Origin of the sequence: Streptomyces sp. NBC_00029, assembly GCF_045160505.1 — a bacterium.
Lineage (GTDB): Bacteria > Actinomycetota > Actinomycetes > Streptomycetales > Streptomycetaceae > Streptomyces.
On sequence record NZ_CP108292.1, the window covers coordinates 148,643 to 161,139 of the forward strand.

14 protein-coding genes are annotated in these 12,497 nt (G+C 72.8%); 3 read left to right on the forward strand and 11 right to left on the reverse strand.

Annotated elements, in window-relative coordinates; all coding sequences use genetic code 11:
- Positions 1-31: 31 nt before the first annotated feature.
- The 3 genes from OG753_RS00665 to OG753_RS00675 all read left to right on the forward strand — a co-directional run bounded on the left by OG753_RS00665 (position 32) and on the right by OG753_RS00675 (position 2,594).
- Complete coding sequence (locus tag OG753_RS00665) at positions 32-622, forward strand: hypothetical protein (protein ID WP_401282520.1); 591 nt, start codon at positions 32-34, stop codon at positions 620-622.
- Positions 619-1,254, forward strand: a complete 636-nt coding sequence (locus OG753_RS00670) for a DUF6875 domain-containing protein (RefSeq protein ID WP_327260136.1) — start codon at positions 619-621, stop codon at positions 1,252-1,254. The genes OG753_RS00665 and OG753_RS00670 overlap by 4 nt, the downstream gene beginning before the upstream one ends.
- A gap of 191 nt (positions 1,255-1,445) precedes the next feature.
- Positions 1,446-2,594, forward strand: a complete 1,149-nt coding sequence (locus tag OG753_RS00675) for a polyprenyl synthetase family protein (RefSeq protein ID WP_405786646.1) — start codon at positions 1,446-1,448, stop codon at positions 2,592-2,594.
- Between the two features lie 69 nt (positions 2,595-2,663).
- On the opposite strand, the gene OG753_RS00680 is transcribed toward OG753_RS00675, so the two are convergent.
- The 11 genes from OG753_RS00680 to OG753_RS00730 all read right to left on the reverse strand — a co-directional run bounded on the left by OG753_RS00680 (position 2,664) and on the right by OG753_RS00730 (position 12,496).
- The gene (locus tag OG753_RS00680) at positions 2,664-3,509 is read right to left on the reverse strand and encodes an alpha/beta hydrolase (RefSeq protein WP_405786648.1); all 846 of its coding nucleotides are present in this window, start codon (positions 3,507-3,509) and stop codon (positions 2,664-2,666) included.
- Positions 3,506-4,228 carry an indole-3-glycerol-phosphate synthase gene (locus tag OG753_RS00685; protein ID WP_327260139.1) on the reverse strand — a complete coding sequence of 241 codons (723 nt, stop codon included), beginning with the start codon at positions 4,226-4,228 and terminating at the stop codon, positions 3,506-3,508. Before OG753_RS00685 ends, OG753_RS00680 begins: the two co-directional genes overlap by 4 nt.
- Complete coding sequence (locus OG753_RS00690) at positions 4,225-4,965, reverse strand: N-(5'-phosphoribosyl)anthranilate isomerase (protein ID WP_405786649.1); 741 nt, start codon at positions 4,963-4,965, stop codon at positions 4,225-4,227. Before OG753_RS00690 ends, OG753_RS00685 begins: the two co-directional genes overlap by 4 nt.
- Positions 4,962-6,107 carry an acyl-CoA dehydrogenase family protein gene (locus OG753_RS00695; RefSeq protein ID WP_327260141.1) on the reverse strand — a complete coding sequence of 382 codons (1,146 nt, stop codon included), beginning with the start codon at positions 6,105-6,107 and terminating at the stop codon, positions 4,962-4,964. Before OG753_RS00695 ends, OG753_RS00690 begins: the two co-directional genes overlap by 4 nt.
- Before the next feature lie 65 nt (positions 6,108-6,172).
- Positions 6,173-6,547: an ectoine synthase gene (locus OG753_RS00700; protein WP_030721055.1), complete on the reverse strand. Its 375-nt coding sequence runs from the start codon at positions 6,545-6,547 to the stop codon at positions 6,173-6,175.
- Positions 6,548-6,616: 69 nt separating this feature from the next.
- Positions 6,617-7,480 carry a tryptophan synthase subunit alpha gene (gene trpA, locus OG753_RS00705; protein ID WP_327260142.1) on the reverse strand — a complete coding sequence of 288 codons (864 nt, stop codon included), beginning with the start codon at positions 7,478-7,480 and terminating at the stop codon, positions 6,617-6,619.
- Positions 7,473-8,513 carry a hypothetical protein gene (locus tag OG753_RS00710; RefSeq protein ID WP_327260143.1) on the reverse strand — a complete coding sequence of 347 codons (1,041 nt, stop codon included), beginning with the start codon at positions 8,511-8,513 and terminating at the stop codon, positions 7,473-7,475. The genes trpA and OG753_RS00710 overlap by 8 nt, the downstream gene beginning before the upstream one ends.
- A 50-nt stretch (positions 8,514-8,563) precedes the next feature.
- The gene (locus tag OG753_RS00715; protein WP_327260144.1) at positions 8,564-8,821 is read right to left on the reverse strand and encodes a phosphopantetheine-binding protein; all 258 of its coding nucleotides are present in this window, start codon (positions 8,819-8,821) and stop codon (positions 8,564-8,566) included.
- Complete coding sequence (locus tag OG753_RS00720; RefSeq protein WP_405786650.1) at positions 8,818-10,401, reverse strand: AMP-binding protein; 1,584 nt, start codon at positions 10,399-10,401, stop codon at positions 8,818-8,820. Before OG753_RS00720 ends, OG753_RS00715 begins: the two co-directional genes overlap by 4 nt.
- Complete coding sequence (locus OG753_RS00725) at positions 10,398-11,246, reverse strand: MaoC/PaaZ C-terminal domain-containing protein (RefSeq protein ID WP_405786652.1); 849 nt, start codon at positions 11,244-11,246, stop codon at positions 10,398-10,400. The genes OG753_RS00720 and OG753_RS00725 overlap by 4 nt, the downstream gene beginning before the upstream one ends.
- On the reverse strand, positions 11,243-12,496 hold the full coding sequence (locus OG753_RS00730; protein WP_401282547.1) for a beta-ketoacyl-[acyl-carrier-protein] synthase family protein: 1,254 nt from the start codon (positions 12,494-12,496) through the stop codon (positions 11,243-11,245). The genes OG753_RS00725 and OG753_RS00730 overlap by 4 nt, the downstream gene beginning before the upstream one ends.
- Position 12,497 lies beyond the last annotated feature (1 nt).

Here is a 12,497-nt window from a genome sequence, read left to right on the forward strand (position 1 = left end):
GTGTTCTGTCAACCGACCGGAAGGCCCTGTCTTGTCCGCCCTGCCTGTGAACCGGCTGAACCCATCGACCGTCACCGACCTCTCCGCCCTCCTCGCCGCCTCCTTCCAGGAGGACGCGCTGACCCGCTGGATGATCCCCGGCGAGCGGCTGCGCGCCGAGCTGCTGCCCGGGTTCTTCCGGGTGTTCGTGGAACTGTCCGCCGCCCATGACGGGGTGCTCACCGGCCCGGACGGCGACGCGGTGCTGCTGTTCCTGCCGCCCGGCGCGGAGCCGGACGAGAAGGCCCTGGAGGCGGCGCTGTCCGCCGCCCTGGGCGAGCACGCGGACGCGATGCGCACCATCGCGGGCCTGCAGGAGGAACGGCATCCGCACGGCCCGCCGCACTACTACGTCTCCTTCGGGGCGGTCCGGCCCGGCCGGCAGCAGGGCGGCCTGATGTCCGGGCTGCTGGGCCGGGTGGTGGCCCGCGCGGACGCCGAGGGCGTCGCCTGCTACGTGGAGGCCAGCTCCCCGGGCGGTGAGGCCACGAGCCGGCGCGCCGGCTTCGAGCGTCTGGGCGCCGACATCGCCCTGCCCGACGGCGGACCCGTACTGCGACCCATGTGGAGGGACCCCCGATGAGGGGCGACGATCTGATCCAGTCGTGGACCGCCGGCCAGATAGCCCGCGGTGAGGCTCCGGCGGAGCACCTCGGCCCGCTGCTGCGGGTCCTCGCGTGGAGCCGGGAGTTCCTGGTCTCCAGCCACCCCGAACTGGGCCGTACCGGCCCGGTGTGCCCGTACACCCAGCCCTCGCTGCGCAAGGAGCTGTTCCACCTGGCGGTGCCGTCCGCCGGCTGCGAGGACCTGGCGTCGGCGGTGGACTCGCTGCGCACCCGCCACGCGGTCCTCTCGCAGCCGCTGGCGCCGGAGGACCGCGAGCTGCTGACCATCCTCCTGGTCCTGCCGGGGTTCGACCCGACGGACTCGGTGGAGCTGGACGAACTGCAGCGCAAGGCGAAGGACGAGTTCGTGGCGGAGGGGCTGATGATCGGCCAGTTCCACCCGGTGTGCGAGGAGCCGGGCCTCTACAACGAGGCCTTCCGCCCGCTGCGTGCCCCGCTGCCCCTGCTGGCGGTCCGCAAGCTGCTGGTCTTCGATCTGCCGTTCCTGGTGAGCGACGACGCGCACATGGACCACTACCTCCAGCGTTTCGCGCCGGCGCTGCCGTCCCGTATCCGCGACCAGCTGGTGAGCCGGGTGGTGGCCGCCTGACGTGTGCACGTGGACGGCGGGCCGGGGGCTTGTGTGCCCCCGGCCCGCCGTCGTCGTGTCCGAAAGCTGCTGCCGGGCTGCCCGGTATCCGGATGGAGGCTTGTCGCACCCACCGGTAACGATCACGCTTCCCCTGCCGGGCCGGCAGCTGCCGGGCCCGGGTTCGGTGTGGGTTGAGGTTCGGAGGGCATGTGACGCAGACGGTGGACGCGCCGGGGGTCGAGGCGGTGGTGCGGGGTGACGCGGCCCTGCTGGAGCGGGATCTGGACGGGTTCCTGGGCTCGCTGGCCAAGGTGGTGGCGCCGGTGCGCCCGGGGGCGGCCGTGTCGGTGTACGAGGCGGCGCTGCGGCGTTCGCTGTACGGGCCGGTCGCGGACGCCGTCGGGTCCAGGGTGGGGCAGGAGGCGCTGGCGCCGGCGGCCGGGCCGGCGGGGGGCGGCGGGGGTCCGCTGCGCCCTTCGATGGTGTTCTGGGCCTACCGCAACTACCGGGGCTTCCCCGACGAGGCGGGCCACGAGGCGTCCCCGGCGGATCTGGCGGCGGTGCGCCGTGCGGCCGTGGCGGTACGGATCCTGCTGAAGGCCGCGGTCGCGCTCGACGACATCCAGGACGGCAGCGGCATCCGCTACGGAGAGGCCGCGCTGCACGTCACCCATGGGATACCGCTGGCCCTCAATGCCGGCTCCTGGCTGATCACGGCCGCTCTGGGGCATGCGGCCGATCCGGCGGTCGTGGCGAGCCTGGTGCGGGCGGTCGGTCACGGCCTGACGGGCCAGGCCGTGGACCTGTCCACGCGCTCGCCGCGGACCCGGGCCGAGCTGATGGCCGCGGCCCGGGACGCGCGGGTGGAGTTCTGGGAGTCGACGGCCGCGCTGAAGACGGGGACGTTGTTCCGGATGCCGCTCGACGCGGCGGTGGCGGCGCTGGGCGTGGTGGAGGACGAGCGGCGGGCCCTGGACGACGCGATGCGCGGACTGGGGCTGGCGAGCCAGCTGTTCAACGATCTGACGGACTTCGTGCCGGAACTGGGCGGGGCCAACACCCACGAGGACTTCGACGGGCTGGGCAACCGGGTCGTCCTGGAGCTGCTCGGGGAGGGGGTGCCCGCCGAGTCGGCCGGCCCGGGGCTGAAACGGTTCGTCCTGGGTCATCCGAAGCTGCAGGAGACGCTCGTGGAGCTCGCGGCGGAGGCGGCCGGGCTCAAGCGTGCGGCGAAGGAGGCGGTGCACGGTGTGTGCCGCTCGGACCGCAGTGCGGCGTACTTCGACGTGACGATCGAGCGCAAGGGGCACCTCATCGACCGTCTGTACCGGACGGTCCGCGGGCGCAGCGGCGGATGACGGCCGCGGAGGTGTGCGGGGGTGTCCTGCCGGCCGGGTGCGGGGCCGGACCGGCCGGCAGGACGTCCTTCAGGGCTGTGCGGCCAGGAGGCAGTCCTCCAGGAAGGTCAGGACGCGCAGGTGGTAGGCGTGGGCGGTGTGGCCCAGGCTGATGTTGTGTCCGGAGGCGGGGAGGTGGTCGACGGTGACGGACGGGGCGGCGGTCAGGCGTGAGGTCATCGCGGTCAGGGTGGGGGCGTCCAGGTGCCACCAGGCCTCGTGCTGGGCGAAGGTGAGGCGGACGGGGATACGGACGCGGGGGGCCAGTTCCTCGTACTGGGCGGGCCAGCGCAGGGTTTCCGCCGACTCGCGCGGCGGTGTCGGGGACAGCAGGGTGCGGCTGGCCTGGAAGGTGCCGCGCGGGTAGAGGTTCAGGGGGCCCCAGTTGAGTTTGGTGGCGCCGCCGCCCAGGGTGGACGGGAAGTGCAGGGCTTCGGGGTTGTAGTGGTGGCCGACGCCCGAGGCGTCCAGGCCGATCAGTGGTGTGCCGCCGTCGGCGGCCGCGGTGTGGAGGGCGACCTTGCCGCCGTCCGAGTGGCCGAGGAGGAAGATTCCGGCGCCGGTGTCGTGGGCGGCGGTGTGCTCCTTGAGGGCGGCGTGGAGGGTTTCCGCCTGCTCGGCGAGGCTCTGGCCGTCGGGCAGGAGGTCCGCGGAGTCCCCGTAGCCCGGCCGGTCGACCGCCAGGACGGCGTGGCCCAGGGCCGTGGCGAGGGGGGCGAAGGAGTTCCAGTACGCGGCCCGCATGCCGCGGCCGTGGATCGCGAGGATCGTGGAGCGGGGCACGGCCCGGTCCTTCGGCAGGGCCAGGAGTGCCGAGAGGGTGATGCCGGCCGCGTTGAGCGTGTAGGGGCGGGCGCCGTCCGGGTGTGTGGTCATCGGACCGCCAGTCCCTTCCGTGTGCCTTCCATCGCGTGCACCCAGGCGGAGGGTGAGCCGGTGCGCAGCAGTGAGGTGCCGACGAGCAGGCCGCCGAATCCGGCGTCGAGGAGTGCGGCGGCGGTCTCGGGGCTGTCGATGCCGCTCGCGCTGACGGGGCAGGCGGCGCCGGCGGTGCGGACGGCGGGGAGCAGGTCGAGGGAGCGGCCGAGGTCGCCGGCGCCGCGCTCGCGGGTCCGGATGTCCTTGTTGTTGACCGCGATCACGCATTCCTCGGGGTGGTGGATTGCTTCGAGTTCGCTTTCGCGGGTGATCTCGACGAAGGGGGTGAGGCCGGTGAGGAGGCATTCGGTGACCAGGGTGCGCATGCTCGACGCGGGCAGGAGTGCCGCCGTGAGCAGGACGGCGGAGGCTCCGAGTTCTGCGGCGGTGCGGATCTGGTCCTTGCGGGTGATGAAGTCCTTCTGGAGGATCGGGAGTCCGGTCAGGGCCGCCACGTCCCGCAGCAGGGCGGGCGAGCCGCCGAACCAGCGGCCGGTCACCACGGAGACGCAAGGGGCGCCCGCCGTCTCGTACGCCTCCACGATGGCGGCGGGGGTGCGGCCGCCCAGCATGTCGTAGCCGTGGGCGTCCCGGCGTTTCACCTCCATCACCACGGGGGTCGGGGAGGCCAGGAGGGCCTCGAGAAAAGGGAAGCCGGTCCGGTTCTGCTTCGTCATCGCGACAGCTCCAGCGGGGGGTGGTCGGGGAGGGGGGCGGTGCCCGTGCGCCAGGCGCGGGCCAGGGCTGCGATCTGCGGGACGCCGAAGGCGCCGGTGGTGGTGTCGCGTGCCGCGGTGTCGACGTCGATGCCGCGGAATCCGGGGTGGTCGACGACGTCCTGGTAGGCCGGGCGGTTGGCCGGGGTGAGGCCTCCTGCGAGGAGGAAGGGGCGGGTGAGGCGGGGCAGCAGGGCGGTGACGTGCTCGGGGTCCAGGGCGGCGCCGGTGCTGCCGATGCGGCCGTCGCCGGTGGCGGTGTCGAGGAGGAAGAGGTCGGTGCCGGCGCGGTCGTAGGCGCCGGTCAGGGGGCGCTCCACGCAGCTTCCGTTCTCCTGGACGTGCAGCACCTTGACGATGCCGACGTCGGCGGGGAGTGCCTGGCGCAGGGCCCGTACGAGGGCGGGGGGCTGGTAGGCGTGGAGCTGGACCCAGCCGACGCCGGTGCGGGCCGCGATCGCGGCCAGTTCACCGGCGTCAGCGAGGAAGGTCACCAGGACCGGCAGGAGGCCGGCCGAACGGGCCGCCGCCGCGAGGGCGGCGAGCCCGTCCTGGTCCAGTTCGGACGGGCCGCCGGGTACGCCGTGCCAGAGGCCGACGCAGTCCGCCCCGGCGGCCGCCGCCGCCTCGATGTCCTGCGGGGCCGTGGCCCCGCAGACCTTCAGCAGTGTCCGGGACAGCGGGCGGGTGGCGCTCACTTGCCCAGTCCCAGCATCGAGGCGATGCGGTTGTACTGGATTTCGTTGGTGCCGGAGTAGATCGTGCCGCCGACGGCGTTGCGCACGTCCAGTTCCAGGCCGAACTCGGCCATGTAGCCGTGGCCGCCGAAGATCTGTACGGCGGTGAGGCTGGTGGCGAGGTTGGACTCGCTGGTGACGAGTTTGGAGATGGCGAGGTCGGTGGTGATGTTCTCGCCGGCCTCCAGTTTCTCGCCCGTGTCGTAGAGCCACTTGCGGGCGGTCTCCAGCTGGATCTTCGTGTCCACGATCTTGTTGGCGATCGTCTGGTACGAACCGATCGCCTTTCCGAAGGACTTGCGTGTCTTCGCGTAGTCGACACACCGCTCCAGCCGGTGCTGCATCTCCCCCACGTTGACGATGAAGGAGAAGAGGATCTCCCGTTTCATCACGTGGTCCAGGACCAGGAACCCGCCTCCGACCCGGCCGAGTACCGCGCTCCTGGGTACCCGTACGTCGTCGAAGAACAGCTCGCTGAGCGGCGAGGTGCGCAGGCCCATCTTCTTGATGGGTTTGCCGGCGGTCAGTCCGGGGGTGTTGCGGTCCACGAGGAACGCGGTCGTTCCCAGCGGGCCGCCGTCCGGGTGGGTGCGGGCGTAGACCACGATCACGTCGGCGATGGGGCCGTTGCTGACGAAGGCCTTGCTGCCGTTGATGACGAAGTCGTCCCCGTCGCGTACGGCCCGGGTGGTCATGGCCATGGCGTCGGAGCCGCCTTCGGACTCGGTGATGGCGTGGGCGCCGATCGCCTCGCCCGAGCAGATCTGAGGCAGGTAGCGCTCCTTCTGCTCGACGGTGCCGAACTGCTGGATGGGGATTCCGGTGGAGCAGATGGAGGTGGTGATGCAGAAGCTGAGGCCCGCGTCGCGGTTGTACTCGCCGAGGCCCTCCAGGACGTACATGGTGGTCAGGAGGGACTGTCCGAGGCCTCCGTGGTCCTCGTCGAAGGGCAGTCCCAGGATTCCGGTCTTCTGGACGAGCTTCCACTTGTCCTCCGGGAAGGCGGACTGCTCGTCGAGTTCGATGTGGTCTGCGCTGAGTGCGTCTCCCCACCTCTCCAGGCCTTCGCGCAGATCGGCCTGGTCGGTGTTCCAACGGATCACGACGGACCCCTTTTTTTGTTCGGTGACGGTGCGGGCGGGCGGGCGGCCGGGCGGGGGCGTGTGTCTCAGTAGGCGGAGGAGCTGTGCGCGTCGAGGCTGTGGACCTCGTCGCCGCGCAGGGCGGGCGAGAAGACGCAGACCAGGCGCAGGTCCTCGTGGGGGCTGGCGACGAGGAAGTGGGCGTCGTGCTGGTCGAGTGCGTACATCCGGCCGGGGACTATCTCGTGCGAGGTGCCGTCGAGTTCGATGACCTCGCCGGAGCCCTCGATGCAGTAGCAGGCCTCGAGGTGGTTGACGTACTCCAGGCGGGACTTGGTGCCGGCCAGGACGGTGGTGTCGGTGAGCGAGTAGCCCAGGCCGTCCTCGGCGAGGAGGAAGCGGCGGCTGAGGCCGTTGCCCCACTCGACGGTCTTCACGGACTCGATGTCGCGAACGATCATGGCGATCTCCCGGTGTGAGGGTGGTGCTCGGATGGTCCGGATGAGGGGTGGAGCCTTCTTTCCCGCCGGTCAGGCGGTTCGGTGCGGTGTTGCGGGCAGGACCTGGCGGACGAAGTCGCGGAAGGCTGCGGTGACATCGGCGGCGGTGTCCTGCGCCCGTTCGAGGGCGGCCACCGCGGCGGAGCCGATGATCGCGGCGTCGGCGCCGGCGGCTCCGACGGCTTCGACGTCCTGCCGTGTGCTGACCCCGAAGCCGACGGCGATCGGGGACGTCGTGTGCGCCCGGAGTGCGGTGACCGTCTGTGCCAGCGCGGCGTGGCCGGCGGCGGGTGCGGTTCCGCTGCGTCCGTAGTGGGCGACGAGGTAGAGGTAGGCGGAGGCCTGTGCGGCGGCCTGGGCCTGGGTGGGGGGCGGGCTCTTGGTGTAGCAGGTGGTGACGACCGGGAGGCCGGCCGCGGCGGCCGACTCCAGGTGCGTTGCGCGCAGCCGTGGGGGGAGGGCGTGGACGAGGAGTCCGTCGGCGCCGGCGGCGGCGATCTCGCGGGTGGTGGCGGCCAGGTCCCGGTGTTTGAGGGAGTGGCTCCAGTCGGCGAGGAGGGCGATCCGCAGGTGGTTCAGGTGGGGCCGTACGTCGGCGATGAAGGCGAGTACGTCGTCCAGGCCGGCGCCGCCGCGCTCCAGTGCCCGGCGGGCGGAGCGGCGGATGACGGGGCCGTCGGTGACCGAGTCGGGGAAGGGGACGGCCAGTTCGAGGCAGTCCACGCCTTCGTCGTCGAGCATCAGGACGAGGTCGCGCAGGACGGGCAGGGGCGGATCGCCGGCGTTGAGGAAGAGGGCGAGTCCGGGCGGTCCGCCGGGGGTGCGGCGGGTGAAGAAGGGGGCGGGGGCGGGCTTTGTCCCTGTGGTGCGGGGCGTCGTCGTGGGGCTAGGCACCGGACACCGCCAGGGTGCGGGGGGCGGGTGCGGCTGCCAGGCGCCGGGCGAGGTCGTGGGCGGCGCCGGTGCGGACCGCTTCCTCGGCGACGGAGACCGCCGAGAGCCAGTCGCGGCGGTTTCCGCAGGCCACGATGAGGGCGGCGGCGCCCAGGCAGACGGTGCGGGTGGCGACGCGGCCCGCCTCGCCGGAGAGGACGGAGAGGAAGTGTGCGACGGCCGTGTCCGCATCGGCGGGCCGCAGGTCGGCGAAGGAGCCGTCGCCGGGGGTGAGTTCGCCCGGCCGGATGATCCGGGTGAGGGCGTGTCCTGCGTGGATGGTGTTGGTCGCGAAGGGCAGCAGCTCGTCGGCGCCGGTGTCGTTGGTGGTGAGCCAGATGCGGCGGCCGGTGGTGGTCTCGGCGAGCCGGCGCAGGGTGTCCAGGGGTGCGGCCGCTGAGACCCCGGTGACCTGGGCGGCCACCGGGAGGTCGGCGAGGAAGGGGCCCAGGGCGTTCAGGAACCGGCCGAAGGTCTTCATGCTGTACGGGGCCACGGTGCGGGCCAGCCGGGTCAGCTGCGCCGGGTAGACGAACGGTCCGGCGAAGGCGATCCCGTGGGCGGCGAGGGTGTCCTCGGTCTGGGTGTGGGAGGAGGTGAGACGGACACCGAGCCGCTCCAGCAGGTCGACGGAGCCGAGCGAGCTGGTGTAGGCGCGGGAGCCCGTTTTGACGACCTTGACCCCGGCTGCCGCGGCGACGAACGCCGAGGCGGTGGAGATGTTGAAGGTCCGGGGGCCGCCGCCGGTGCCGACGACGTTCACGGTGCCTTCCCAGGCGGTGGTCGCCGGTGCTGCCGGCCGGCGCTCGGCGAGCGAGTCCAGCAGGTGGCGCAGGGTCTCGTGGTCCGGGAGCCGGCTGGTCAGGGCGGCCAGCAGGGCGAGGGCCTCGGCCTTGTCGAGGCTGCCGTTGCCGAGCTGGTCCCACCAGGACCGCCAGGTCTCGCGGCCGACCGGGGCTCGCTGTTCGAGCAGGCCGGTGAGTGCGTCGTGCACGGTCGGTCTCCGTCTCGTGTGCGTCAGGGGTGGGGACGGTGCCTGGCGGGTCAGGCGGCGGCGGTGCGGCGGGACTCGGTGATGAAGGTGTCGATCGCCTCGACGCTGCGGAAGTTGTTGGGGTCCAGGTCGGCGTCGCCGATGGCGAGCTCGAAGCGGTCCTCGACCCAGGCGATGAGCTTGAGGACGCCCAGGCTGTCGATGACCCCGTCGTTGAGCAGGTCGTGGTCGGCGGCGAGTTCGCCGGCGGCGGTGCCCGGGAGGAACTCGGTGATGACGAAGTTCTTGATGGTGTCGACGTTGCTCATGACGGGATTCCTTCGGCGAGAGGTGTGGCTACGGGTGCGGTGGTGGGGCTGGGCTGTTCGAGGCGGTCGAGTGCCTTGCGGTCGACCTTGCCGGTGGCCGTCTTGGGCAACGGGGCCTCGGTGACGGTGAGTTGGTGGGGTACGGCGGCTCTGGGCAGGTGCCGGGCGCAGTGGGTGCGCAGTTGCAGGCCGGTCAGGGTGGAGCCGGGGGCGCGGCGGACGGCGGCGACGAGTCTTTTGCCGGCGATCGGGTCGGGCAGGGCGGCGACGCCGGCTTCCAGGACTGCGGGGTGTTCCTGCAGGACCCGTTCGATCTCGGCGGTGTTGACGGCGACGCCGCGGACCTTGACCTGGAAGTCGGTGCGTCCGGTCAGGTGCAGGGTGCCGGCGGCGTCGCGGCGTACGAGGTCGCCGGTGCGGAACCAGCGGCGGTCGTCGAGGCCGAGGGGGTGGCCGGTGAACTTGTCGGTGTGGCGGGTGCGGTCGAGGTAGCCGCGGGTCTGGAAGGGCGTGGAGACGAAGAGTTCTCCGCTGCCGGGGCCTTCGACGGGGGTGTGGGTGTCGGGGTCGATGATCAGGGCGCGTACGCCGGGCAGTGGGCGGCCGATGGGGACGGGCGCGGCGGCGGTCGGGGCGGGTCCGAGTTCGTGGATGAAGCTGTCGTTGGTCTCGGTGCAGCCGTAGATGTTGTGGATGCGGGCGTGGGGGAAGAGCTGGGGCAGGGCGGCGAGGGTGCGGTCGGGGATGGCGTCGCCGGTGAACATGACGTGCTCGACGCCGGGGAAGGTGTCGCCGGTCTTGGCGGCCGCGTCCTGGAGGAGGCCGAAGGCCATCGGGACGGCCTGGACGATGTCGACGCCGTGGGTGAGGACCAGGTCGCGCAGGTGGCGTCCGTGGGCGGCCAGGGCCGGGTCGACGAGGACGACGCGTCCGCCGCGGGCGAGGGTGGTCCATACGTCGAGGAGGCAGAGGTCGAAGTTGAGGGGGGCGTAGTTGAGGACGGTGCGGCCGGGTCCGATGCCGAAGGTGTGGCCGGCCCAGCGGGTGAACCGGTCGATGGCGTCCAGGCCGAGCGGGACGATCTTGGGGAGGCTGGTGGAGCCGGAGGTGGTGAGCATGAGGGCCACCTCGGCGGCCTCGTCGGCGGGCAGCGGCCGGGCGGTGACCTCGGGGTTGGGTGCGACGCGGGCGCTCTCGCCGCCGGGGGCCAGGACCCGGGCGCAGCCGGCCTGGGCGAAGAGGTCGGCCAGGAGGGTGTCGGCGAGGGCCGGGGACGGCAGGAGCAGCGGCCGGCGGGCCAGGAGGCAGGCGAGGACGAGGGCCACCGTGGCGGGTGACTTGTCGGCGAGGACGCCGACCGGTTCCGCGGGGGCGAGGTCCAGGAGGGCGAGGCGGTCGCGTTCGCGGCCGGCGAGGTCGTACAGCTCGCGGTAGGTGGTCTCCTGCCCGTTGAAGAGGAGCGCGGTGGCGTGGGGGCGGTCGCGGACCTGGGTCAGGAATCCTCCGAGGAGGCCGAGTTCGACGGTGTCCGGGGTCTGTTCCTGTGCTGCGGCGGTGCGCGGGGTACGGGGTGCGGTCATCGTGGGCCTCCTTCCTGGGGGGCGGCGAACTCGATCCAGCCGGACTTCACGGCGGCGCCCCCCGGGGTCTTGCAGGTGAAGCGGACGACGCGGGCGTCGGCGTCGGGCTGGAGGGTGATCTCCAGCGGGATGCCGGGGGGTACGGGGGCGGAGAAGCGGCAGCCCAGGCCGCGGACGCGGGCGGAGTCGCCGGCGGCGAAGCGGTCGGTGGCCTCCTCCACGGCGAGGGCGACGACGCTCATGCCGTGGGCGATGACGGTGTCGAAGCCGGCCGAGCGGGCGGCGTCCTCGTCGAGGTGGATGGGGTTGAGGTCGCCGGAGGCGTGGGCGTAGGTGGTGATCCAGTCGGTGGTCAGGTGGTGGACGGCGCTGTGGGGTTCGCCGGCTCCCAGCGGGGCGGGGGCGGGGGCGCCCGCGGCGATGTCGCCGAAGGGCTCCAGTGTGCTCGCGCCGACCAGGAGGGCGGAGATGACCAGTTCGGCGAAGGGCTCCGGTCCGTCCTCGCCGGTCAGCCGGACGCGCAGGGCGATGCGGGCGCCGCGCGGTTCCTTGCGGATGCCGAGCACGTCCAGGGCGACGGTGACCTGCTCGCCGGGGCGGACCGGGCGCAGGGTGCGGATGTCCTGGCCGAGGTGGACCACGGAGACGGGGCCGGGTTCGGCCGCGGTCAGTGCGGCGACGGTCTGTTCGGCGACGGTGTGGGCGAGGACGAAGGTGTGGACGGGCGAGGCCTGGCCGGGGCGGGCGGTGGGCAGGCCCCGGCGGGCGGCGCCGCGGTAGTCGGTGATCTCGGGTTCGGTGACGGTGAGCGTGCGGACCGGGGAGGGGAGCGAGAGGGTCGTCATACCGGCGTCACCACCACGGAGGAGTTGTGGCCGCCGAATCCGAAGGAGTTCGTGATCGCGGGTCCGGGGCGCACGGTGCGGGGTGCGCCGTGCACGACGTCGATGTCCATTCCTGGCTCCTGCTGTTCGTGGTTGGCGGTGGGCGGCACCTCGCAGTGGCGCATGGCCTGCACGGTGGCGATGAGCTCGACGGCGCCGGCGGCGCCGATGAGGTGGCCGATGACCGACTTGGGTGCGGTGACGGGCGGCTGGGCGGTGCCGAACACCTTGGTGAGGGCGGCGGCCTCGGACCGGTCGTTGTAGGGGGTGGAGGTGCCGTGCGCGTTGACGTGCACGATGTCGGCGGGTTCGAGGCCGGCGTCGGCGATGGCGCCGGCCATGGCGGCCGCGGCGCCCGCGCCGTCGGGCAGGGGCATCGCGAGGTGGTGGGCGTCGGCGGTGGCGGCGTACCCGGCGACGAGGCCGTAGGTCTTCGCGCCGCGTGCTTGCGCGTCCTCGAGGCGTTCCAGGACGACGAAGCCTGCTCCCTCCCCCATGACGAAGCCGTCGCGGTCCTTGTCGAAGGGCCGGGAGGCGTGTTCGGGGTCGTCGTTGCGGAAGGAGACGGCGCTGAGGTTGCCGAAGCCGGCGAGGGTGACGGGGGTGAGGGTGTGTTCGGTGCCGCCGGCGATGACCAGGTCGGCGCGGCCGGTCTGGAGCAGCATCAGGGCGTGGCCGATGGCGTCGGCGCCGCTGGCGCAGGTGTTGGCGACGGTCAGGGCGGGGCCGGTCCAGCCGAGGCGGATGGCTATCTGGGCGGCGGCCGCGTTGGGCATCGTCATGAGCGGCATGAGCGGGTTGACGCGGGCCGGTCCGCCTTCGGTGAAGTGGGCGGATTCCAGGTCGCTGGTGGCGCGTCCGCCGACGGCGTTGCCGACGACGATGGCGGTGCGGCCGGCTTCGGCGGTGGGTGATCCGGCGTCGCGGTGGGCGGCGAGGGCGGCGGCGGTGCCGTAGTGGGCGAAGGGGTCCATGCGGCGGGCGTCCTTGGCCGGGACGAGCCCGGCGAGGGAGTCGAGGCCGCGGACCCGGCAGCCGATGCGTACCCGGTGGCGGCTGAGGTCGATGTGGGTGAGGGCGGCGGCGGTGGAGCGGCCGGCGCGCAGTGTGTGCCACAGCTCGTCCGGGGTGCACCCGCCGGGGGTGACCACGCCCATGCCGGTGATGGCTACGGGCGGCTGCGCGGTACTGCCCCTGGACGGTGAAGGCATG